This window comes from Lentibacillus jeotgali (genome assembly GCF_000224785.1).
GTDB classification, from domain to species: domain Bacteria; phylum Bacillota; class Bacilli; order Bacillales; family Amphibacillaceae; genus Lentibacillus; species Lentibacillus jeotgali.
This window is the reverse complement of record NZ_AGAV01000022.1, coordinates 59,458-81,352: the sequence shown is the minus strand read 5'-3', so window position 1 is coordinate 81,352 and position 21,895 is coordinate 59,458. Positions and strand designations below refer to the sequence as shown.

Here is a 21,895-nt window from a genome sequence, read left to right as displayed (position 1 = left end):
CGACAGCTACCATTTGATCCGTTACAACCGTGGAACTCTGTTCCACTTCAAAGGAAGTGATTGTCCGTGTAATCGCGTTTTTCTTCAACCGGGAGACGAAGAAATAACCGTCGTCCGTCATGCGGTCAAAACGCTCATAATCTATGTAACCACGATCAAATACGTAAGTGGCTTCCTTGTCATCCATCAACACTTCTAATTGGTTACGATCGTGTTCGTTGGCCGTCGTGATGTTGGCGTATTCCGGATAGGAAGAACCATTTTCCATGAATACCAACCGCAAGTGCAGTTTGACGCCGCCTTTCGTTTTACGAAAGGTAGCCCATGGGTGATTCGTCAGGTTTAATGGCATTGTGCTCGAATCAATGATTTTCACGGGCATAACTGTTCGACCTGGTTGAGAATGACGTATTTGATCAACTAATTGATAAAAGATGGCTGCCAACAAATTGGGGTCAACAGTACGGTGTTTTCGTGACAATTGGGAAACACTAATTGAATCCAGTCCCAATTCCTGTTGAACGTCGTCATCAAAAAGTGTATCACTCATCGCATGTAAGCTTTCCACCTCTTCCAGGTGGGACAACAATAACAATTTGATATACGAATAAGTCGTAAACTTTTTCGTATAGCGATCTTGCCCAGTTTGCATAATTTGTTCTGTAAGTTTTTCAATATTAATGGGTGCAACCCATTTACCAAATGATGATAATCGTGTATGATTGTCCATATTCTGAGTTCCTTTATTTTGGATTTGGACAACAACCACCAATTCCATTATAAAGGATTTTTTATACCCAGAAACCTATATTTTGGATAATTAACAAGATTATCAATTTTCTTTTATTATTTATGCAACGCTAGTGATGCAATATATATTCTTAATGCGGGGGAAAGTTTACCACACTTAAATATCACATCTATTCAATGACATAATAACAAACTACTATTTTAAACAACCGTAATTTCACAGTGAGAAATGCGGTTGTTCGCTATTTAAAGAAATTCTTTTATTTTTATTTATCATTCATCTGGGAAAACAATCATATCAAAAGGCATTTGAATAACAATCATCTACTTTACCCGTAGTGACGGCTTCACTGATACTATACCTTTATTCAATTAAATGGCCCTACAATGGCAAATTGGGCGCTCCCCTTTATTCTGGAAGTGCGCCCGATCGTATTGTTGTATATGCTCTTCTTCCTATTTTATAAAAAATCATTGCGCTGCAAAAACAAAAGAAGGGCATGTTCGCGCTGGACATGCCTTCTTCGTCTATTAAATAAATATGCTTAAGCTCAACCCTAAAGATCATTTAACTTGGCAATGTCTTCATCTGTCCGGTTACCATGAATTTCAACGTTTGAAAGTTCTTCCTCAATTTGATTGTACTCTTCCTCCGTAAGCTCGACTTCAGCTGCGCCTAGATTTTCCTGAATTCGCTCTAGCTTTCGCGAACCAGGAATAGGCACAATAAAATCTCCTTTATGAAGCATCCAGGCCAGAGATACCTGCGCAGGTGTAGCTTCTTTTGCTTCTGCAAACTGCGTAAGAAGATCTAACAACGGCTGATTTGCTTCCACACTTTCTGGATCAAAACGGGTGATAACTCTTCTTACATCATCCCCCGTATATTTCGTATCTTTGCTGATGTTACCAGATAAAAATCCACTTGCCAAAGGAGAAAATGGAACAAATCCGATACCCAGTTCTTCGCAGGCAGGAATGACATCTTTTTCAAACATCCGCTCCATGATAGAATATTCACTTTGAATAGCAGTTAGTGGTGTGACAGCGTGTGCCCGTCTAATTTCTTCCTCTGTAGATTGGGATTGACCCCAGCCTCGTATTTTGCCTTCATCGATTAATTTACCCATAACATGCGCAACATCTTCGACAGGAATGTCTTTGTTTACTCGATGCTGATAATAGAGATCAACATAATCAGTGCCCAGTCTTTTTAATGAAGCATCTAAGTGTTTACGTATACTTTGTTCTAATTGTTCGATAGAATTAGCTTCTGTTTCACTATCAATAAACAATTTTGTTGCTAAGACAACGTTATCTCTTATAGGATTTAAAGCTTCCCCGACTAGTTCTTCATTGTGGCCGTTCCCATATACTTCGGCTGTATCAAAAAAGGTACAGCCCAAATCATAGGCTCCTCGAATCAATTGAATGGACTCTTGTTTGTCTGGACCGCTGCCATACCCGTGACTAAAACCCATACAACCAAAGCCAATTGATGAAACCTCTAAATCTCTCAAAAAACGTTTTTGCATCTCCCTCATCCTTTCTTATTTGAATACGTACACTGTACGGTCCATGTAGAATTATAATTTTTATAGAAAACGGGTTTTTGCATGATCAAAAATATTAAATGTCATATTTTATCGTGCCAAATCCTTTGACTAAATCAGGGTCACGGTGGTTAACGATTAAATTTTTACCTGTATCTAAAGTACTAATCTGTTTCATATCATTATTGTCAAGTTCGAAATCAAAAATATCGATGTTTTCAATAATCCTGTCTTTATGAACAGATTTCGGAATCACTACAGTATCTCTTTGAACAAGCCAACGCAAAATGACTTGTGCTACGCTTTTACCATATTTATGTGCCAACTCAAGTAACTTTTCATTTTCAAAAATGTTATTTTTTCCTTCAGCTAGAGGTCCCCATGACTCGATTTGTACGTTATACTCTTTCATAATCTTTTGGCTATCAGTTTGCTGAGTAAAGGGGTGGGTTTCTACTTGATTAACTGCTGGAACAACATCATTGTGTTGAATGAGGTCAATTAAACGATCAGAATAAAAATTGCTGACACCAATAGCTCGTATTTTCCCTTCTTTGTATAATTCCTCTAACGCTCTCCATGAGCCATAGTAATCTCCTAGTGGCTGATGCACAAGATATAAGTCTAAATAATCTACTTGAAGACGTCTTAAAGATTTTTCAAATGCTTCTTTTGCTTCTTTATATCCTTGCTCTTGGATGATTAGCTTAGTTGTGATAAATAATTCTTCTCTTGGAACACCGCTCCTTTTGATTGCTCTGCCGACTGCTTCTTCATTCAAATAGGCAGAAGCTGTATCAATTAAACGATATCCTGCTTCAATTGCATCATAGACTGCTTGTTCGCAAATATGTGCATCCTCTATCTGAAAAACTCCAAAGCCGATTATAGGCATCTCAACACCATTGTTTAAAATCACTTTTTGCATCACTGTTCCTCCTAAAAATTTAATTTTATACCAAGTTGCCTTTACAATTTCAGCAACCTGAACTATGATTAACTTATCACCTTCGTGTGGCACGAAGGCAAGAGGTTATAATAAATTTTTTATTGGAATGAATGAATTTCATAATTCTTAGCCCTTATCTCGCAAGGGCTCGCAGACATAAAAAAGGAAGTACCTCCCCAAATCTTGTATAATGGTAGTTGACTAAAACATCCATAAAGATTGGAGGAGTACTCCCTATGACCATTATACGACAAACGAGCTTATTTGGCATCCAAGAATTATATGAAATGGAACCTACCCAAAAATATGAGGCCATCATTTCCGCAATTGATTTGGATGCCATTTATCACGAAATCACTAAAAAATCGCGACTTGGTGCGCCTGAAGAGCTAAATTATGCAGCGATGGTTATTTCCATTTTCATTCGTTATGTTGAACGTATCCCAACCATGAAAGACTTGATAAAGCGCCTAAATGACGACATTGCCTTCAAATTGAATTGCGGATTCCTGGTTTCTGACAGTATTCCTTCTGAAGCTTCCTATTCCCGGCTTTTAGCGAAGCTGAGCGAATCAAATGCTTTGGAAAAAGCACAGGAAAAAGTTATCCTTCAAGCCATTGCGGAAGGTTTTATCGTTGATGACACAGTCGCCATCGATGCAACCCACTTCGAAGCACGCGATCAGGCACCGCCTAAACAAGAAAAGTCAAAGCCGGAACCAAAAAAGCGCGGCCGCAAATCCAAGGAAGAGCGTGATCAGTGGCTGAAGGAACAAGCTGAAAAAGAAGCTAACATGGCACTTTATGACAAGCGAATTGTAGCCCAATTGGACGCTTCCTTAACCGAACTTCTTGATGAAGTTCCCTGGGATCCCCAATGGGGCGTCAAGAAGAACAGTGAAGGCAAAAATGAATCCTGGTTTGGTTATAAAGGTCATCTGGCTGTCGGTGCATCGAGTCAATATATTTTACAATCCCTTTTTTCATCCGGAAATCTGAACGACGGAAAAGCTGCGATTCCATTACTGAAAGGAATTGATGGACATTTGCCTCTTCCAAACTTGCGTTATCAGACAATGGATGCCGGTTATGACTTTGAGCCAATATATAAGCAAGTATATCAGATGGGTCAGCAATCCATTATTGCCTATAACAAACGCAATGAATCGGAACCGATTGGATTTGATAAACATTTTGCCCCGACGTGTTTCCGTGAGCATTCATATCGTTATGATAGTTATGACGCCAGGTATGAAACCCTAAAATATACTAGCCCGAAGGAATGTAAAGACTGCCCTTTAGCCAATGAAGGCATATGCCAAAAAGTGTTCAAGATGAAAATCACCAAAGATCTCAGACGATACACAGCGCCAGCCCGGGGTTCCAAAGCTTGGAATGACATCTACAAACGTCGTTCGGCAGTTGAGCGTGTCAATGCGTATTTAAAGGAGTTTTTTCAACTCAACAATGTTCGTCATCGTACAGGAAAACGAGCCAAAGTTCATTTTGATATCGTTACCTTGATGTATAATGCTTCAAAACTAGCTGCAGATCGTATTAATGCGAAGCTAAACCAACAACAGGCTGCCTAGCAAGCTGTTTAAAGGAATTTTTAAAAAATCCATTTTAAAAATTCTGCAGGTCTTTGTGTTTTTAAAAAGAGCTATTATGAAATTGATTCGGAATTCTAAAAAAATCTTAATTTATTGAGGGAGGATTTCAAATGTATTCGGTATGGGAAGTAGCTAAATTCCTTGACCTTACTGAACATACTGTTCGCTACTATACAGATAAGGGGTTAGTTCCCAGTATAAAACGTGACAAGAACAATCATCGTCTTTTTGATGACGAATCCATCAATTGGCTTACAGGAGTCAAATACCTAAAGCAATGCGGCATGTCCGTGGAAGATATCAAAGCCTATGTCGATTTGTGTTTGCAAGGAGACGCTACCATTGAAGAACGCTATGACATCATTATGAAACAAAAAGCTAATGCTATGGATCAGTTAGAAGAAGCGAAACAAAAAGCCAAATATATGGAGGATAAAGCCAGTCATTACATGGACATTATTAATCATAAGATCTCGGATGACATGAATCCCGGGAAGTGGCATAACAATAAAATACGCTAGGCATTACGCAAGAGTTTCATCTTTTTTATCTTCTATTAGCCATCTAAAAGAGTCGATTTCTAACATAAACGAATCACTCTTTAAACATGAAAAAATATCTAACGTAATAAACCCTTCTTCCGCAATCTGCTATTCAGAAGGACACACTATTCGATTAGCGCGCCCGATCGTATTGTGGAAGTAACTTATATATTCTATCGAATCAAATATTTCCTATTGGACTCCTGCAAATCCCCATTGGAATACCCTTATGATTAATAGTTTTTTTCAGATTCACAATAGCGTTCCCTTGATAAACATCTTCCATAATATTTTCTATTTTTTCTCTTTCTCGTTTACTTACTTTTTGCTTCAGAAGCATTTTTTGAAACCATTGACTAATTTCTGTCGGGGAAACATTCCCGGCAATGGAAGAAAGGCGATCATATCCATGTAATACTTTTTCTTCTAAATCCACTTCTCCACCAGCATAAAAATAGAAATCGTTTCTATGTGTACCTTTTTTTATGCGTTCAATTTTTTCTTTATTGCCAGGATCTTTTATTCCAACCACTAAGTTTATCTTACTTAATTGAATAATACTCTTTTCTGATAAATCAAATCCAGTTCTTTTTGGATTGTTATATAAAATTGTAGGTTTATTACTAAGATGGATAATCCTCTTTGTATAAATAAATGCTTCTTCTTGTGTCGGTATAACATACGGTGGATACCCAACCATGATACCGGATATTTTTGTGTGTCGAATCTTTTCAGCTATTTCCTCTGCCTCTTTCTGTCTAATTGAAGCCACACCAAATATTATTTCCATATTACTAATAAGTTCTTCTTCCAGTTCTAAACCGTTTATTATTTCAATTTTCTCCTGAAAGTTTAAACTGTGCTGTTCTCCAGTAGTCCCAGAGACAAGAACAGATTTTACTCCTTGTTTATACAGGTCTCTTATATGGTTTATTGTCCCTTGAATATTTAAAGATTCATCTTCAAAAAAAGCTGTTGGCGCGGCAATATGAACCTTTTCTGTTAGCATTATGTTATCCCCTTTTAAAAAAACCATTTAATAATACCAATTATTTCAAAACCAGATATTAAATTCAATGAATTTTCATAAAAATAAGCTAATATTTGTTTCAAATAAGCTTTAGCTAAACCCCTGAAAAGGAAACAGGCGCTAATCCCTTATTCAAGTTAAGCTCCCGATTGTTTTAAGACAGTTTTAAAAGATCAGCAATAACATCAGAACTACCAGGCATCAATAAGATTACTGAACCAACAATAAATAAAACTCCAATAACAAACAGCATAATAACTGCCTTAACTTCTCCAGAAACTCCTTTTTTGGTGACACCTACAATAATAAAAACAATACCTATCAAGAATAATAGTAAATACCAAAACCCCACAATATCACCTCAATTATGATTACTATTCACTTATATTTTATTAAACAATCTGGCCCTATGATGCAGCATTGGCGCAAATCCTTATTCCTGATTCACGCCAGATTGTCTATTACTTTCCGATGATTTTGAAGTAGGTATGGTAAAACATAAGCTCATCTTCTTTATAAAAGGGAAATAACCCTGTCTCTTTACCACCGGACAATTCATTCTTTAAATCTCCCACAATTCTGGAACTGGTGTCATCATCAGTTTTCGTCAATGCCAACCAATCCTCAACACTTTTTTCTACCTGCAAGGCTTCACTCGAAAGAATGCTTATACCGCTTGTTTTATACATATTTATTAATTCTTCCCTTGTTAATGCCTTAACGTGGGAAGGGTCTCTGAGAATTTCATATTGATTATAGGACTGATTTAATTCGGATTCCTTTGGAGAAATCATATCGATCACAGCGATAGTACTTCCTCTTTTCCCGCATCGAACCATCTCGCGAAAAACCTTATAGGGATCGGTAAAGTGGTGAAAAGCGAGCCGACAAACCACAATATCAAACGAATCATCTTCAAAGGGCAGATTTTCAGCTGAACCCTGAACAAATTGGATGTTGGATATTTGATGTTGCTTGTTTTCCTGATTCCCTTGACGAATCATATCAGGTGAGAGATCCAAAGATGTAACTTGAGATACGAAAGGAGCCATAGCCCGACTAACAATTCCGGTTCCTGCAGCAACATCCAGTACAGAATGACTTTTGTTTAAAGGTATACTCGATAAAATCCACTGAATGTATTGATCATTGCTCAGAGATAGATTTTTGTTAGAAAACCCTTGTGCTTGTTTTTTAAATTGATGTATGACTTGCTCATTATGATCGCTCATTTCTTATTCCACCTTTTTTGAAATTTATTATTCCACAACATAGCCCAACAAATTAAGAAAAAACACAAGTTTTATTCGTTTCTTGCACCCTTATGTACAGTACGGGCGCTAATCGTTATTCCAGATAGGCGCCCTATCGTATAAATTTCAAGACTTTAACGATAAATTATTGGCTACCAAGTATCACCACCAGATGGAGGAGGCCAAGATCCAATAATTTATAATTTTATAGGTGCACAATCTTGTTCGTTTCTTGCATCCGTTAACTTAACAAGCCTCAATTAATCAATTCTACAAAAGTTGTATTAATTCCAAGTGGGTAGCTTTCTCTAACCTTACCATCATATCCGACTCTAATCTTATCGCCAATTTGAAACGTTGTATTATTGGCAACTGAAAGATTCACACTCACTTCTTGTCCTGATTTAAGTATTTTGCCCTCTTCTATTGTTACAATAGCAACGTTTTGATCCATTATCTTTTCAATGGTTCCTGTAAAAGTTACTTTTGTCTCATTACCATCTGTTTTGTCGGCATTAGAGGAACTACACGCAGATAATAAGCCGACTAATACAATTGCGAACACAGTACATTTAATTTTTTTCCACATTGATTCCACCTCATAACATAAAGTTATGCAAAATGGCTCTTTTTCAGCATTGGCGCTAATTCTTATTCCAGATTTGCGCCCAATAAAAGCAAAACAGTCCTATTCTTCAATGTTAACCAATTCCACTTTGATCCACAGGGACAAAACTTGTTCCGATACCATTAAACCTGAGTTGAAGCGATCCGCCTTTACTCCGTATGTTTTTGAGCAATTCGCCGTTAGTCAATGTAATATTGTAAATATAGGTCTTCTTGTTCAAAATGTCTGCTCCTTCCTTTTCAAAATTTTCTTTGTGAGTTTTTCAAATATAAGCTGCAGCGATCTCTTCTTTTTTCGAAATGCTCTTCCTTATACATCACTACCGTTCAGTTACCCATTTTTCACAGTATGGAGACCCAATAATTACTGAATTCCAATTTAACGGTGAACTTATACACTATCGTTGGGATAGTACAAGAGATGAAAGCGAGGAACATATAGCAGAAAATATGGATACAGGGGAACGATTTAGCGTGCAGGAAGATTACTGTAAGAAGCTTGTAAACAATCCGAAAATGCCGTATATCACAAACTGTTATAAGTATAAAAGTCATGAATTTTAATTTATTCCATTCTTAAATGTAGATTAATTTGAGGTTGGGACATAACCCAGTAAATATAAAAGAAGCGTGGTACTTACCGTTTAGGTGAGATACCACGCTTTTTTTATATTATCGTTTATTTTTTAGTAAACAAAAAGGATCGCCTCTGATAAAATTAAAGTAACCACACCATAACCATCGGAGGGATCCTTATGTTTAAACATTATAACATGAATCAAGTGGTTTTGCCTTTAGATTTAGAAATAAAAATAGAGGAAAATGATATTGCCTATGCCGTCAATGAAGTCGTGGAAACTATCCCGAATGATGCCTTCACAGGTTTCCGGCGTGACACAGGCTGTCCAGCTTATCATCCGCGCATGATGATGAAGATTATTTTATGTGCTTACACGCAATCTGTTTTCTCCGGCAGAAAGATCGAAGGATTACTACATGACAGTGTCCGTATGATGTGGCTGGCTCAGGGATATGAACCAACGTATCGCACCATCAATCGATTTCGTGTGCATCCAGAGGTTAAAGAGATACTGCGTCAGTGCTTCGTCCAATTCCGCTGCCAGCTTGTACAGGAAAAACAGATTGATGAAGAAGCGATTTTTATCGACGGGACTAAGATTGAAGCGAATGCCAATAAATACACATTTGTTTGGCGGAAAGCAATAGAGAAATACAGCGCCAAATTGGTGGAGAAGTCCAATCAAATGTATGATGAATTGCTGGCAAACGAAATTATCCCGGAGATCGAACGGGAAAGCGAGGACGAATTATCCACTGATGAACTCAGGCAAATAGCCGAGAAACTGGATGAGAAAGTCGAAGCGTATGACAAAGAGATTGAAGCACGTGAAAAAGGAAGCGAACGGAAACAGCTTCGTTCCGAACGTAAAGCGCCGAAACAATACCGCAAACGGTTCAGGGACTTTGTCGTGCGCAAACAGAAATACCAACAGGACATGGAAATCTTTGGAGAACGCAACAGTTATTCAAAAACGGATCATGATGCCACGTTTATGCGCATGAAAGATGACCATATGAGGAATGGCCAACTGAAAGCAGGTTATAATGTGCAGCTTGCGACAGAAGGTCAATATGCGCTCGCTTATGATGTATTCCCAAACCCGACAGATACACGTACTTTCGTTCCTTTCCTGGATCACATTGAGGAAGGTTACTTTGAGCTGCCTAAGTATATCGTGGCTGACGCAGGCTATGGCAGTGAACAAAATTACGAAGACGTCCTCGAGAACAGGGAACGCACGCCCCTGATCACCTATAACCAATATCGAAAAGAAAAGAAAAAGAAATACAGAAATAACCCTTTCCATTCCGCTAATTGGGAATATAATGAGGAAAATGATACGTTTATCTGTCCGAATGGTCAAAAACTGACATTCCGTTATATATCCAATCGAACAGACCGATATGGTTATACACGAACATTTAAAGTTTATGAGTGCGAAGACTGTTCCGGTTGTCCGTTACGATCTCAATGTACCAAAGCAAAAGAAGGCAATAACCGGAAAATTTATTATAATGAGAAGTGGGAAAATCAAAAAGCTTATACGAGGCGGAAGCTTTCGGAAGAAGAAACTGGCGAAATTTACGGACAACGTAAAATCGATGTGGAACCAGTCTTCGGATTTCTGAAGGCTAATTTGCGTTTCACACGTATGTCTGTAAGGGGACAAGACAACGTGGAAAATGAATTAGGATTTGCATTCATGGCGGTAAACTTGAGAAAGTACACCGCCGAGAAGACAAATCCTACCTTAGATGATAACAATCATTCAAATCAAAAAGGTTCCAACCATCAAAAATTGATGATTGGAACCTTTTTTAAGTCATTTTTGACAGTTATGTCCCAGCCTCTTTTTGTTATACAAAAAAATAACCCAGTACGGCAAGAACTCAGTAATCATTCGTATATGCTTTTAATTTTATTATTTAACTAGTCGAGTAGAAGAGACTCTCTCTCATAAGCCCCTTAATGAACTTGGACAATAAGAGTGTGATTTACTATACTGCTTATGTACCAAGGAGGAAGCTTTATGAAACAAACAAGATACTCAAAAGAATTTAAAGTACAGGCTGTCAAAGAAGCCATGGAAACAGGAAAGCCATCCGTGGTTGCACGCCGTTATGAATTAAATGCCAATATGGTTGGGCGTTGGGTTCGTGAGTATAAAGACGGTAAATTGGGTGATGTCGATGTTTCATCAGCACCTGATCTTGATACGAAACAGCTTTCCAACGAAAATGACCAATTAAAGCAGCTTTTGGGTGAAAAAGACCTTGAGATTGCCGTTTTAAAGGATCTTATAAAAAAGAAAAACCCTCACTTACTGAAAAAATTGAAGTAGCTGATAAATGGATACGAAAGGGTTATACCATTACATTAGTATTGAAAATACTTGATATACCTCATTCCACCTATTATCATCGCAAATCTTACCGGGTGGAAGAGAAAAAAGTAAGTGAGGGACGTCCAGCACCAGGATACTCCACCGATCAGAACAGGAAAAAAGTTCCTGATGAACAAATAAAAGAGTTTTTACTAGAGCTTATAGCTGGTGAATATAGTAATTTCGGCTATCGTAAACTGACCAAAATGCTCCGGCGTATTTATAAGGTTGAAATCAATAAAAAGAAGGTGTATCGCCTATGTAAAGAGCTGGATATTCTACGCCCACAGAAAAGAAAACGGATCAAATATCCAAGGAAATTGGCATGAAATCGGGTTGTGACGGCATCCAATCAGCTCTGGGAGGCCGATATCAAATACGGTTATATTCGGGAGAAGACCGATTTTTCTTCATCTGTTCGCTTATCGATATCTACGACAGGTCCATTATGGCCTACCATGTTGGACTTGAATGCACAGCTGAAAATATCGTGCACATTCTGAACAGGGCACTGTTAAAAAGGCAACAATTTGAAACCAGGAAAAGCCTGTGATCCGAACGGATAACGGTCCACAGTTTATTTCGAATACATTTGAGAAATCCTGTGTCGCCTATGAAATGGAACACGAAAGGATTCCGCCAAAGACACCAAATATAAATGCCCATATCGAGTCATTTCACCGTATACTGGAAGATGACTGCCTCTCAGGAAGTGAGTTTGAAACATATGGGGAAGCATACAAGGCCATTATTGACTTTATGGATTTTTATAACAATCGACGCATTCATTCAAGTATTCTGGACCTGACGCCAAAGGAATTTTATGAGCTGCAAAAAAGTGGTGAGACTGGCATCAAAGACATTCGGGTTTAACCCCCTTCCATTTTTCTTCGTTTTGTCCCTGCCCTGAAATCAGCCAATTCTGGAATGGAATCAAGGGCTGAGCGTAAGCGAAGGGCAAAGCCTTTATCCTTGGTGGAATGGAAGCATTGGCTATCATCTTGAAAGGGACAAAAGAAGGAGCTAATCTATGAAAATAGAAGAATTTTAAGTCTGAGCTAGTTTAAGAGTGTATTTGTCCAAAATTCAGGGGTTAATCCGCGAAGTTCTCCTTAACTCCTTAATTTCGCTTAAAATCTCTTTTTGTATTTCCAAGTTTTCTTTTCGCATTGCCATCAATTCATTAGTTCGCTTATTTGATGACTTAGCGAACCTTAAGGCAAAAACAAGCAAAAATGTGGTGAATATTGCCATAACAATTACTGCAATGATTATTAAGTTCAGAACTTCTATTAGATCCATTAACAACCCTCTTTCAAATGTAATTTCTATTCGATCTATTTATTCGACTATCAGGCCTGACAATAGCAAATTAGGCGCTGTTCATTATTCCGGAAGTGCGCCCGTTCGTATTAATGGAATAAAGTTAACACATTCTTCAACAGAACTACATGTTTGTTTAAGTTCATTGCTTCATAATTCTTACAATTAGTTTAACATAAAATACCATAAAGTCTTGAAAGAATCTACAACAAGAAAACACTTTTAATTCAAAAGAATGGTATGCTGACATAGTAGTTCAATCAAACGTTATCATATATGCACAACTTAAAAGATGAATTTTCACATATTTGTTATAATTAATCGTTTTAGCAAGGAAGTTTTTGTACTATAATATAATTTGAAATAGTATGATAAGGGATGTGAAAAAACTATGCGAGCACAGACCAGCATTGAGGAACTTGTTAACCAAAACAAAAAGGATTGCTCAATGATAAAGTAGCATTGAAGGTAATCGAGCAAAAAATAGATGAAAAATATACAACGCAATTTTAAACTTCAGCGAGTGTAAGTCCTGCCGAGTTTTTTCATTCTCTATGATATGCAGAAAACTTGTATCATTTTACAGTTTTCATTTCAGCGTACTTCGGGTATAATAAAAATAGGACATATCACATAAAATAAAAGTGACCGTTAGTGCTGATACACTAAAGGTCATGCACAACAGCCCTTCAAGGGGGCGACTCACGTGGGTCAAAAAAAGGACCACCCTACGCTTGTCAGGCTTACAGGGTGGTTATTTTTTTGGTTTGACAGTATAGCTATGATTAATGTTCCGAAGGAAATCATCAAGATCAGTGTTTCGAATACCGTCGTCAGCATCACTCCCTTTCTCAAAAACATATAAAGGGGCGTGAGCCACCACCCATGAAAGCCTTATTGTACAAATCCTATTATAACAAAAATCAGGCTAGTCTAACAGAACATATTTTTCTTACCATAAATGAAATGTTTCGCTTTTTTATGAATTACCAAACTTTATTTCAAATCAACAAAATAACCACCCATTGCTATGACTGCCATGTATCATCACGTTGTTTTTCTAAAATCGAATTAACATTTATCTGGATTAGGCACAATTTAGGCATGAAATAATATTTCTGTAAAAAAACCCAGTCATATCCATTGATATGACTGGGTTTTTAAAGTATTAACCAATAGAACCTTCCATTTCCATCTTAATCAGGCGGTTCATTTCAACTGCGTATTCCATTGGAAGTTCTTTCGTGAATGGCTCGATGAAGCCCATGACAATCATTTCCGTTGCTTCCTCTTCACCAAGACCCCTGCTCATTAGGTAGAAGAGCTGCTCCTCTGAAACTTTGGAAACCTTGGCTTCGTGCTCCAATGAAATATTGTCATTGTTGATTTCGTTATATGGAATCGTATCGGATGTCGATTCATTATCCATGATTAACGTATCACATTCAATGTTCGAACGGGCACCAGTAGCTTTACGTCCAAAATCAACGATCCCGCGATAGGTGACTTTACCGCCCTGCTTGGAAATTGATTTGGAAACGATACTGGATGACGTATTTGGTGCTAAGTGATGCATTTTCGCACCTGCATCCTGATGCTGACCACGGCCTGCAATCGCAATGGATAACGTGTTACCGCGTGCACCCTCGCCTCTTAACAGGACAGATGGGTATTTCATTGTCAATTTCGAACCGATGTTGCCGTCAATCCATTCCATCGTCGCATTAGCGCCAGCTGTTGCACGCTTGGTAACCAAGTTATACACATTATTGGCCCAGTTTTGGATAGTTGTATAACGACAGTATGCATCTTTATGAACGAAAATCTCAACAACTGCACTGTGCAGTGAGTTGGTTGTATAGACCGGAGCTGTACAGCCTTCCACATAGTGTACGGAAGACCCTTCATCCGCGATAATCAGGGTACGCTCAAACTGTCCCATGTTTTCCGAGTTAATCCGGAAATATGCCTGAAGTGGTGTTTTTGCCTCGACACCTTTAGGGACATAGATGAATGACCCGCCGGACCATACAGCTGAGTTCAATGCGGCAAACTTGTTATCGGATGGCGGAATAACCTTGCCGAAATATTTCTTGAATAGCTCTTCGTTCTCCTTAAGAGCCGTGTCGGTATCCTTGAAAATAATACCCAACTCTTCAAGATCTTCTTTCAGATTGTGATAAACAACTTCTGATTCATACTGTGCAGATACACCCGCCAAGTATTTTTGTTCGGCTTCCGGGATACCTAGTTTATCAAAAGTCTGCTTGATCTCATCGGGAACTTCATCCCACGTTTTTTCAGTTCTTTCTGATGGTTTTACATAATAGACAATTTCGTCAAAGTTAAGCTCTGACAGATCGCCGCCCCACTGTGGCATTGGTTTTTTATAGAATTGCTCCAGTGCTTTAAGACGATAGTCGAGCATCCACTGTGGTTCTTCTTTCATTTTTGAAATTTCTTCAACTATTTCACGTGTCAACCCTTTTCCGGAACGAAAAACCGATACGTCTTTATCATGAAAGCCATATTTGTACCCATCGAGTTCTGGCATTTGTTTTGCCATGAATATACCTCCTTTAAAGTGTTCTTTCTATCATTTGTCCCAAATGTCTGCCTACTATTCCTGAACACCTTTTTCCATTGCCTTCCAAGCAAGGGTTGCACATTTGATTCGCGCCGGAAACTGGGAAACGCCCTGTAATGCTTCGACATCTCCCATATCCAGTTCCTCAGTATCCACATCCTCGCCAAGCATCATATCAGAGAAAGCTTTCGACATATTCAATGCGTCATCTAGTTTTTTTCCTTTGACTGCCTGGGTCATCATCGATGCGGATGACATGCTAATGGAGCAGCCTTCACCGGTGAACTTGGCATCCTGAACAACACCATCTTCAACCTGTAATTGCAGCTGGATCCGGTCACCGCATGTCGGATTATTCATATCTACAGTCAGCGCGTCTCCGTCAACAGAGCCCTTATTTCTCGGATTTTTATAATGATCCATAATGACCTGTCTGTACAGTGTATCAAGGTTGTTAAAAGACATCGCCAAAATACTCCTTCGTTTTCAAAAGTCCCTCGACTAATCGGTCAACATCTTCTTCTGTGTTATACAAGTAGAAGCTCGCCCGTGCTGTTGCGGTTACATCCAGCCATTTCATCAAAGGCTGTGCACAATGATGACCTGCCCGAACTGCGATTCCTTCCGCATCAAGCACGGTTGCAGTATCATGCGGATGAACATCCTCCAGGTTAAACGTAACAAGTGCTGCACGCTTTTCCGGACCGTAAATGTTGATACCGTCTATTGTGCGTAATTTTTCCATTGTATAGTCGGCTAATTTCTGTTCGTGTTCTGTGATGTTATCCATTCCAACGTCATTCAGGAAGTCAATAGCTGCTCCAAGTCCGACAGCACCTGCGATGATTGGAGTTCCACCTTCAAACTTCCATGGCAGTTCTTTCCATGTTGAATCATAAAGGTTTACAAAATCAATCATCTCACCACCGAATTCGAACGGTTCCATATCTTCCAGGAGGTCCTGTTTGCCATACAGTACTCCGATACCGGTTGGACCTACCATTTTATGACCGGAAAAGGCATAAAAATCACAATCCAAATCCTGCACATCAACGTTCATGTGCGGAGCTCCCTGCGCACCGTCGACAACGATAACCGCACCGTTTTGATGCGCGATTCCGGCTATTTCTTTAACAGGGTTAATCGTCCCGAGAACGTTCGATACATGCGTGATGGCAACAACTTTCGTATTCCCGGTTACCGTTTCACGGATATCGTCCAATGAAACCGTACCGTCATTCTGCAAGGATACGTATTTTAATGTTGCCCCTGTGGCTTTGGCCGCCTGCTGCCAGGGGATCAGATTACTGTGATGTTCCATCGGAGTAATCACAATCTCGTCCCCTTCTTTCAGGTTGGCGCGCGCATAACTATAGGCGACTGTGTTAATCGATGTTGTTGTGCCGCGTGTAAAAATAACCTCGGCTGTACTTTTCGCATTAATGAACTTCCGTACCTTTTCACGGGCACCTTCATATTTCTCAGTGGCCCTTGTTCCCAATGTATGCACACCGCGGTGCACATTGGAGTTATCTTCTCTGTAATAAGCATCGACAGCTTCAATTACAGGAAGCGGTTTTTGTGATGTTGCAGATGAGTCCAGATATACCAAGGGATGCCCGTTCACTTCCTGATGCAAAATTGGAAACTGCTCCCGTATGGCGTTTACATCCATTAGTATACCTTCCTTTCAATAACCTGCCTCAACTGCGTTTTGACGGATTCAATCGGAAGCTGATTGACAACCGGTGCAAGGAACCCGTGAATGACTAGACGTTCTGCTTCATGACGGCTGATTCCACGGCTCATCAGATAGTACATCTGAATCGGGTCCACACGACCGACTGATGCGGCATGGCCCGCTTCAACATCGTCCTCATCAATCAGAAGAATCGGGTTAGCGTCCCCGCGTGCGTTTTTACTCAGCATCAGGACACGTGATTCCTGCTCAGCGTTCGATTTTGAACCGCCGTGCTCAATTTTGCCGATGCCATTAAAGATTGATCGTGCCTGATCTTTCATAACACCATGCTGCAGGATATGACCCTCGGTAAATTTACCAAAGTGAACGATTTTTGACGTGAAGTTTTGGGATTGTTTACCACGGCCGACTGAAACCGTTTTGGCATTTGAACCAGAGTTTTCGCCAATCAAGTGGGTCACATTTTCAGAGACCGTATTGCCGTCGTTCATTTGCCCAAGTGCCCATTCAATTCTTGCGTCACGGTATGTGACACCTCGGCGGTTGATGTATCCCGTTGTGCCTTCTGCAAAGTTATCAACACCGCCAAAAGAGATTTGGGCATTGTTGCCGGCAATCACTTCGGTCACAATATTGGCCACTGTTTCCTCTTCATGATTTTGTGAGAAATAATTTTCTACATATGTCAATGAACTATTATCATCCGCTACAACCAGCACATGATTGAACATGGCAACTTCCGGATCTTCCTGCCAGAAAATGACCTGCAACGGTTCTTCCAGCTGAACATTTTTTGGCACATAGACGAAAACTCCGCCGTTCATCAGTGCTGCATGCAATGCGGTAAGTCGATGCTCATCAACGGATACAGCGTCTTTCATATAATAACGTTTAACCAAATCTTCATGATCTCTCAGTGCCGTGAAGATGTCGGTGAAGATGACACCTTTTTCTTCGAGCTTTTTGCTTAACGATGCATATGCAACAGTATGGTTGCGTTGGATTAAAAGGTTTTCCTGTGCGTTTTCCTTGTCAAGAAAATCCTGTATATCTTCAGGCAACTTATCCAGTGATGCAATTTTTTCGCCTTTAGCTGCATCATGTTTGAACTTGCTGAAATTCCACTTGCTTATGTTCGTCTTGTCAGGCTGTGGCATTTCCAACGCGTCAGCTTGCTCTAAAGCTTGAAGGCGTAAATCGCGCATCCAGTCCGGTTCGTTGTTATCCTGTGAAAACTGGGTGATATAGTCTTTATCGTAAGGCAGTTTTGTTTCTACAGTCATATTACCCCTCCTCGCTTTTAGACTTCTTGCTCGACGTTTTCGTCTTCAATACCAAGCTCTTGTTTAATCCAGTCATAACCTTCTTCTTCCAGGCGCTCGGCCAGTTCAGGTCCGCCGGATTTCACAACACGACCTTGCATCATGACGTGCACTTTGTCCGGTGTAATGTAGTTAAGCAGGCGCTGATAGTGTGTAATAATCAGGCAGCCAAATTGATCATCACGTAATTTATTGATCCCTTTTGAAACAACTTTTAACGCGTCAATGTCAAGTCCGGAGTCGATCTCATCCAGAATGGCAATCTCCGGTTTCAGCAGCATCAATTGCAGAATCTCATTACGCTTCTTCTCACCGCCAGAGAATCCTTCGTTCAAATAACGCTGGGCCATGTTTTTGTCGATTTCCAGATAATCCAGAACTTCATCCATTTCTTTGATGAACTTCATCAGTGAAATTTCATCACCTTCTTCACGGCGTGCATTAATGGAAGAGCGCAGGAAGTCGGATGTTGTCACGCCACTGATTTCGCTCGGATACTGCATACCAAGGAAGAGACCGGCTTTTGCACGTTCATCCACTTCCATATCCAGTACTTCTTCACCATCCAGCAGAACACTGCCTTCAGTGATTTCATAATGCGGGTGGCCCATGATTGCAGAGGCCAATGTTGATTTACCTGTTCCGTTTGGTCCCATTACCGCATGGAATTCGCCACCCTTTATCGTAAGGTTGACACCCTTTAATATCTCGTTACCTTCAATTTCAACATGAAGATTTTTAATCTCTAGTGTTGAGCCTGCCATATCGATACCTCCAGTTACTGTTATTATGCTATTGTTGGAAATGAATATGTTACTATCCATTCTCAATCTATTCTCATTATAATTTTAAATCATTTCAAAAGTAATATCAACTCTCAGGACACTATCTAGTTAGGGATTACTATTCCATCAGCACCAGCTTTCATATTCTCCATTATAATACACGTGCCTACATCATCTAAAGTATGAAGAACACGCAAAAATGCCCGATCTTTTACCGGGCATTTTGCTTATTATATTGAATTCTCCTCGCACCACGCATCATTTTTCTTCAGCAGTCCTGCTGCATTTTCAAGCTGCTCTTTCACGCTTTGCTTTGCCGTCCCGCCTGGGGCCTGCCGGGCATTCACGACAGCTTCTGGACTGAGGGCTTCGAAAATATCCTCTTCAATCACGTTAGAAAACGAACGAAATTCATCCAGCGAAAGATCTAGCAAGTACTTTTTCTGATTGAGGCAATGCAGCACAATATTTCCAACGGCCTCATGGGATTCCCTGAACGTCATTCCCTTATCGGTCAGATAGTCCGCCAGATCAGTGGCATTGGAATAGTCCTGTCTGACAGCTTCATACATCTCGGTTTTCTTAACATGCATCGTTTCTATCATTGGTGCAAACAGCGCAAGAGCTCCCCGCAATGTCTCTGCTGTATCAAACATGCCTTCTTTATCTTCCTGCATGTCTTTGTTATAAGCAAGCGGCAGCCCTTTTAATGTTGTAAGCATTCCGGTCAGGTTGCCGTAAACCCGGCCGGTTTTGCCGCGTACAAGCTCTGCCACATCTGGGTTTTTCTTTTGGGGCATCATGCTGCTCCCCGTACAGAAGGCGTCATCGAGTTCGATAAAGTTAAATTCGGCACTTGACCATTGCACCATTTCTTCACACAACCGCGACAAATGCATCGCGATAATGGAGGCATCTGATAAAAATTCGACCACGAAATCACGGTCGCTGACAGCATCCAGGCTGTTTTCGCATATACCGTCAAACTGAAGTTCTTCGGCAACATATTCTCGGTCGATGGGAAAGGTTGTTCCTGCGAGCGCACCCGCACCAAGCGGCATTTTATTGATCCGTTTCAAACTATCGGTGAGCCGCTCCACATCGCGTTGAAACATGAACAGATATGCCAGCATATGATGGGCAAACAGAACAGGCTGCGCTCGCTGTAAATGTGTATACCCGGGCAGGATTGTGTCCAGATTGGCTTCAGCCTGCTTATGCACTGACTTTTGAACATCTGTGAGCAATTGAATCAGCTCCAGAACAACTTCGCGCAAGTACAGGCGCATATCGAGTGCCACCTGATCATTCCGGCTTCTTCCCGTGTGCAGCTTACCACCAACCGGGCCGACTTCATCAATCAGCAGCTTCTCAACGTTCATGTGGATATCTTCATGTTCTTCACTTAATTCCGCTTCGCCCTTTTCAATTTTAGCGGCAACCGTTTGGAGCCCTTCAACTATCTTATCGGCATCACTATCCGGTACGATGCCGCATTTCTTGAGCATCCTGACATGCGCAAGACTTCCCGTGATATCATGTTTTGCCAGTTTTTTATCAAAATGAATGGACGATGCGTATTCATCCACTAGCTGATTGGTTGGTTTTGTAAATCGTCCACCCCATAGTTTCATTGGTTCTGTGTTTCCTTTTCAGCACTGTCGATTTTGATATCTGCCGGTGAATTGTCCACCTTATGCGATGCATTAATGGAAGAATGAACTTTTGTCGGGAGTCCCCACAGTTTAATGAATCCATTGGCTGCCTCATGATCGAATGCGTCATCAGCATTATAGGTTGCCAGATTAAAGTCGTAAAGGGACTGTTCTGACTTACGGCCAAGCGTATGGACGTGTCCTTTGTACAGCTTCATTTTGACAGTACCGGATACATACTTCTGGGTTTCTTTTACGAATGCTTTAAGTGCATCTGTTAATGGTGAATACCACAGACCGTCATATACTGATTGAGCGAATTTTTCCTCGACATTCGGTTTGAAGCGGGATGTTTCCCGGGTCAATGTCAGTGATTCCAGTTCCTTATGCGCTGTTAGCAACACAGATGCTGCCGGCGCTTCATAAATTTCTCTTGATTTAATGCCGACCAGACGGTTTTCCACATGATCGATCCGTCCGACACCGTGTTTGCCTGCTATTTCATTCAACGACATGATCAGTTCATGTAGCTCAAGCTTTTGGCCATTCAGAGAGACCGGTTTACCCTGTTCAAACGCCACCTCGATTACGTCAGGCTCATCCGGTGCTTCGATTGGGTCAGCCGTCAGATCGTACGCATCTTTGGGCGGCTCAGCCCAAGGATCTTCCAGAATACCGCATTCGTTGCTCCGTCCCCATAAATTTTCATCGATACTATACGGACTATCTACGCCAACAGGCACCGGAATATTGTGCTCTTGTGCGAATGCAATCTCTTCTTCTCTCGACATTGACCACTCACGCACCGGTGCGACAACGTCGAGGTTCGGGTCTAGTCCGGCAAAGGCGACATCAAACCGCACCTGATCGTTACCCTTTCCGGTACATCCATGAGCAACAGCTGTGGCGCCCTCCTTTTCAGCTATGTCAACAAGAAGTTTTGCAATCAGCGGTCTGGAAAGTGCTGAAATAAGTGGATATTTTCCTTCATATAACAAATTGGCCTGCAATGCCGGGAGCACATACTCATTAGCAAACAGTGATTTGGCGTCGATCACATACGACTTCACGGCGCCGACATCAAGTGCCTTCTGTTTGACAAAATCGAGATCTTTTCCTTCTCCAACATCTATTGCAGCTGCAATGACATCATAATTATATTTGTCCTGCAGCCATTTAACTGCAACAGAAGTATCAAGCCCTCCGGAATATGCCAAAACAACCTTTTCTTTCCCCAT

The 21,895-nt window shown here is 40.4% G+C and carries 24 protein-coding genes; 7 read left to right on the top strand and 17 right to left on the bottom strand.

From position 1 onward, the window contains the following. The 3 genes from ON01_RS17060 to ON01_RS17050 form a co-directional block, all read right to left on the bottom strand. Positions 1–730: IS4 family transposase (locus ON01_RS17060; protein ID WP_029329179.1), on the bottom strand; the 730-nt coding region annotated here is incomplete at its 3' end. A 577-nt stretch (positions 731–1,307) separates the two neighbouring features. Then, positions 1,308–2,285 (bottom strand): aldo/keto reductase, encoded by a 978-nt coding sequence (locus ON01_RS17055; protein ID WP_010532231.1) that lies wholly within the window; start codon positions 2,283–2,285, stop codon positions 1,308–1,310. 94 nt (positions 2,286–2,379) lie between these two features. Next, positions 2,380–3,231, bottom strand: a complete 852-nt coding sequence (locus ON01_RS17050; RefSeq protein ID WP_010532230.1) for an aldo/keto reductase — start codon at positions 3,229–3,231, stop codon at positions 2,380–2,382. 257 nt (positions 3,232–3,488) lie between these two features. On the opposite strand from ON01_RS17050, the gene ON01_RS17045 reads away from it, so the two are divergent. Together ON01_RS17045 and ON01_RS17040 are read left to right on the top strand one after the other, a co-directional pair. Continuing rightward, positions 3,489–4,844 carry an IS1182 family transposase gene (locus tag ON01_RS17045; protein ID WP_010532229.1) on the top strand — a complete coding sequence of 452 codons (1,356 nt, stop codon included), beginning with the start codon at positions 3,489–3,491 and terminating at the stop codon, positions 4,842–4,844. 131 nt (positions 4,845–4,975) lie between these two features. After that, positions 4,976–5,386, top strand: a complete 411-nt coding sequence (locus tag ON01_RS17040) for a MerR family transcriptional regulator (RefSeq protein WP_010532228.1) — start codon at positions 4,976–4,978, stop codon at positions 5,384–5,386. A gap of 202 nt (positions 5,387–5,588) precedes the next feature. On the opposite strand, the gene ON01_RS17035 is transcribed toward ON01_RS17040, so the two are convergent. From ON01_RS17035 to ON01_RS19695, 5 genes are all read right to left on the bottom strand, one after another. Beyond that, positions 5,589–6,416 carry a dihydrodipicolinate synthase family protein gene (locus ON01_RS17035; protein WP_010532227.1) on the bottom strand — a complete coding sequence of 276 codons (828 nt, stop codon included), beginning with the start codon at positions 6,414–6,416 and terminating at the stop codon, positions 5,589–5,591. Between the two features lie 175 nt (positions 6,417–6,591). Then, on the bottom strand, positions 6,592–6,789 hold the full coding sequence (locus ON01_RS17030; protein ID WP_010532226.1) for a hypothetical protein: 198 nt from the start codon (positions 6,787–6,789) through the stop codon (positions 6,592–6,594). Between the two features lie 109 nt (positions 6,790–6,898). Next, entirely contained in the window at positions 6,899–7,669 is a 771-nt protein-coding gene (locus ON01_RS17025; RefSeq protein WP_010532225.1) for a class I SAM-dependent methyltransferase, read from the bottom strand. Between the two features lie 277 nt (positions 7,670–7,946). Beyond that, positions 7,947–8,279, bottom strand: a complete 333-nt coding sequence (locus ON01_RS17020) for a DUF3221 domain-containing protein (RefSeq protein ID WP_010532224.1) — start codon at positions 8,277–8,279, stop codon at positions 7,947–7,949. 112 nt (positions 8,280–8,391) lie between these two features. Continuing rightward, complete coding sequence (locus tag ON01_RS19695) at positions 8,392–8,538, bottom strand: hypothetical protein (RefSeq protein ID WP_175284977.1); 147 nt, start codon at positions 8,536–8,538, stop codon at positions 8,392–8,394. A gap of 534 nt (positions 8,539–9,072) precedes the next feature. Between ON01_RS19695 and ON01_RS17015 the strand changes: the two genes are divergently transcribed. From ON01_RS17015 to ON01_RS19070, 4 genes are all read left to right on the top strand, one after another. Then, positions 9,073–10,833 (top strand): IS1182 family transposase, encoded by a 1,761-nt coding sequence (locus ON01_RS17015; RefSeq protein WP_010532223.1) that lies wholly within the window; start codon positions 9,073–9,075, stop codon positions 10,831–10,833. A gap of 96 nt (positions 10,834–10,929) precedes the next feature. Continuing rightward, positions 10,930–11,241, top strand: coding sequence for a transposase (locus ON01_RS17010; RefSeq protein WP_010532222.1), 312 nt, complete (start codon positions 10,930–10,932; stop codon positions 11,239–11,241). 95 nt (positions 11,242–11,336) lie between these two features. Beyond that, the gene (locus tag ON01_RS19080) at positions 11,337–11,612 is read left to right on the top strand and encodes a helix-turn-helix domain-containing protein (RefSeq protein WP_175284976.1); all 276 of its coding nucleotides are present in this window, start codon (positions 11,337–11,339) and stop codon (positions 11,610–11,612) included. Positions 11,613–11,832: 220 nt separating this feature from the next. After that, positions 11,833–12,156 carry an integrase core domain-containing protein gene (locus tag ON01_RS19070; RefSeq protein ID WP_083838418.1) on the top strand — a complete coding sequence of 108 codons (324 nt, stop codon included), beginning with the start codon at positions 11,833–11,835 and terminating at the stop codon, positions 12,154–12,156. 213 nt (positions 12,157–12,369) lie between these two features. Here ON01_RS19070 and ON01_RS17000 read toward each other — a convergent pair whose 3' ends face one another. Then, on the bottom strand, positions 12,370–12,585 hold the full coding sequence (locus ON01_RS17000; RefSeq protein ID WP_010532221.1) for a hypothetical protein: 216 nt from the start codon (positions 12,583–12,585) through the stop codon (positions 12,370–12,372). A 462-nt stretch (positions 12,586–13,047) separates the two neighbouring features. On the opposite strand from ON01_RS17000, the gene ON01_RS20265 reads away from it, so the two are divergent. Next, positions 13,048–13,119: an FbpB family small basic protein gene (locus tag ON01_RS20265; RefSeq protein WP_138919831.1), complete on the top strand. Its 72-nt coding sequence runs from the start codon at positions 13,048–13,050 to the stop codon at positions 13,117–13,119. A 198-nt stretch (positions 13,120–13,317) separates the two neighbouring features. Here ON01_RS20265 and ON01_RS20260 read toward each other — a convergent pair whose 3' ends face one another. The 8 genes from ON01_RS20260 to ON01_RS16965 all read right to left on the bottom strand — a co-directional run bounded on the left by ON01_RS20260 (position 13,318) and on the right by ON01_RS16965 (position 21,895). Then, a complete protein-coding gene (locus tag ON01_RS20260) occupies positions 13,318–13,413 on the bottom strand; it encodes a hypothetical protein (RefSeq protein ID WP_425357519.1) in 96 nt (31 codons plus the stop codon). A gap of 361 nt (positions 13,414–13,774) precedes the next feature. Then, positions 13,775–15,172 carry a Fe-S cluster assembly protein SufB gene (gene sufB, locus ON01_RS16995; protein ID WP_010532220.1) on the bottom strand — a complete coding sequence of 466 codons (1,398 nt, stop codon included), beginning with the start codon at positions 15,170–15,172 and terminating at the stop codon, positions 13,775–13,777. Positions 15,173–15,226: 54 nt separating this feature from the next. Beyond that, positions 15,227–15,658 carry a Fe-S cluster assembly sulfur transfer protein SufU gene (gene sufU, locus ON01_RS16990; protein WP_010532219.1) on the bottom strand — a complete coding sequence of 144 codons (432 nt, stop codon included), beginning with the start codon at positions 15,656–15,658 and terminating at the stop codon, positions 15,227–15,229. Continuing rightward, on the bottom strand, positions 15,648–16,868 hold the full coding sequence (locus ON01_RS16985; protein WP_010532218.1) for a cysteine desulfurase: 1,221 nt from the start codon (positions 16,866–16,868) through the stop codon (positions 15,648–15,650). Before ON01_RS16985 ends, sufU begins: the two co-directional genes overlap by 11 nt. Further along, complete coding sequence (gene sufD / locus ON01_RS16980; protein ID WP_010532217.1) at positions 16,868–18,178, bottom strand: Fe-S cluster assembly protein SufD; 1,311 nt, start codon at positions 18,176–18,178, stop codon at positions 16,868–16,870. Before sufD ends, ON01_RS16985 begins: the two co-directional genes overlap by 1 nt. A 17-nt stretch (positions 18,179–18,195) precedes the next feature. After that, entirely contained in the window at positions 18,196–18,981 is a 786-nt protein-coding gene (sufC, locus tag ON01_RS16975; protein ID WP_010532216.1) for a Fe-S cluster assembly ATPase SufC, read from the bottom strand. A gap of 251 nt (positions 18,982–19,232) precedes the next feature. Continuing rightward, on the bottom strand, positions 19,233–20,636 hold the full coding sequence (gene argH, locus ON01_RS16970) for an argininosuccinate lyase (protein ID WP_010532215.1): 1,404 nt from the start codon (positions 20,634–20,636) through the stop codon (positions 19,233–19,235). Next, positions 20,633–21,895 carry an argininosuccinate synthase gene (locus ON01_RS16965; RefSeq protein WP_010532214.1) on the bottom strand — a complete coding sequence of 421 codons (1,263 nt, stop codon included), beginning with the start codon at positions 21,893–21,895 and terminating at the stop codon, positions 20,633–20,635. The genes argH and ON01_RS16965 overlap by 4 nt, the downstream gene beginning before the upstream one ends.

Bases quoted from the DNA above. Each gene is read 5' to 3' on its own strand.
- ON01_RS17000 (WP_010532221.1), bottom strand. From the start codon at position 12,585: ATGGATCTAATAGAAGTTCTGAACTTAATAATCATTGCAGTAATTGTT.
- sufU (WP_010532219.1), bottom strand. From the start codon at position 15,658: ATGTCTTTTAACAACCTTGATACACTGTACAGACAGGTCATTATGGAT.
- ON01_RS20260 (WP_425357519.1), bottom strand. From the start codon at position 13,413: ATGATTTCCTTCGGAACATTAATCATAGCTATACTGTCAAACCAAAAA.
- ON01_RS17020 (WP_010532224.1), bottom strand. From the start codon at position 8,279: ATGTGGAAAAAAATTAAATGTACTGTGTTCGCAATTGTATTAGTCGGC.
- ON01_RS17055 (WP_010532231.1), bottom strand. From the start codon at position 2,285: ATGCAAAAACGTTTTTTGAGAGATTTAGAGGTTTCATCAATTGGCTTT.
- ON01_RS16965 (WP_010532214.1), bottom strand. From the start codon at position 21,895: ATGGGGAAAGAAAAGGTTGTTTTGGCATATTCCGGAGGGCTTGATACT.
- sufC (WP_010532216.1), bottom strand. From the start codon at position 18,981: ATGGCAGGCTCAACACTAGAGATTAAAAATCTTCATGTTGAAATTGAA.
- ON01_RS17025 (WP_010532225.1), bottom strand. From the start codon at position 7,669: ATGAGCGATCATAATGAGCAAGTCATACATCAATTTAAAAAACAAGCA.
- ON01_RS16985 (WP_010532218.1), bottom strand. From the start codon at position 16,868: ATGGATGTAAACGCCATACGGGAGCAGTTTCCAATTTTGCATCAGGAA.
- sufB (WP_010532220.1), bottom strand. From the start codon at position 15,172: ATGGCAAAACAAATGCCAGAACTCGATGGGTACAAATATGGCTTTCAT.
- argH (WP_010532215.1), bottom strand. From the start codon at position 20,636: ATGAAACTATGGGGTGGACGATTTACAAAACCAACCAATCAGCTAGTG.
- ON01_RS17040 (WP_010532228.1), top strand. From the start codon at position 4,976: ATGTATTCGGTATGGGAAGTAGCTAAATTCCTTGACCTTACTGAACAT.
- ON01_RS17015 (WP_010532223.1), top strand. From the start codon at position 9,073: ATGTTTAAACATTATAACATGAATCAAGTGGTTTTGCCTTTAGATTTA.
- ON01_RS17045 (WP_010532229.1), top strand. From the start codon at position 3,489: ATGACCATTATACGACAAACGAGCTTATTTGGCATCCAAGAATTATAT.
- ON01_RS17050 (WP_010532230.1), bottom strand. From the start codon at position 3,231: ATGCAAAAAGTGATTTTAAACAATGGTGTTGAGATGCCTATAATCGGC.
- ON01_RS17035 (WP_010532227.1), bottom strand. From the start codon at position 6,416: ATGCTAACAGAAAAGGTTCATATTGCCGCGCCAACAGCTTTTTTTGAA.
- ON01_RS17010 (WP_010532222.1), top strand. From the start codon at position 10,930: ATGAAACAAACAAGATACTCAAAAGAATTTAAAGTACAGGCTGTCAAA.
- sufD (WP_010532217.1), bottom strand. From the start codon at position 18,178: ATGACTGTAGAAACAAAACTGCCTTACGATAAAGACTATATCACCCAG.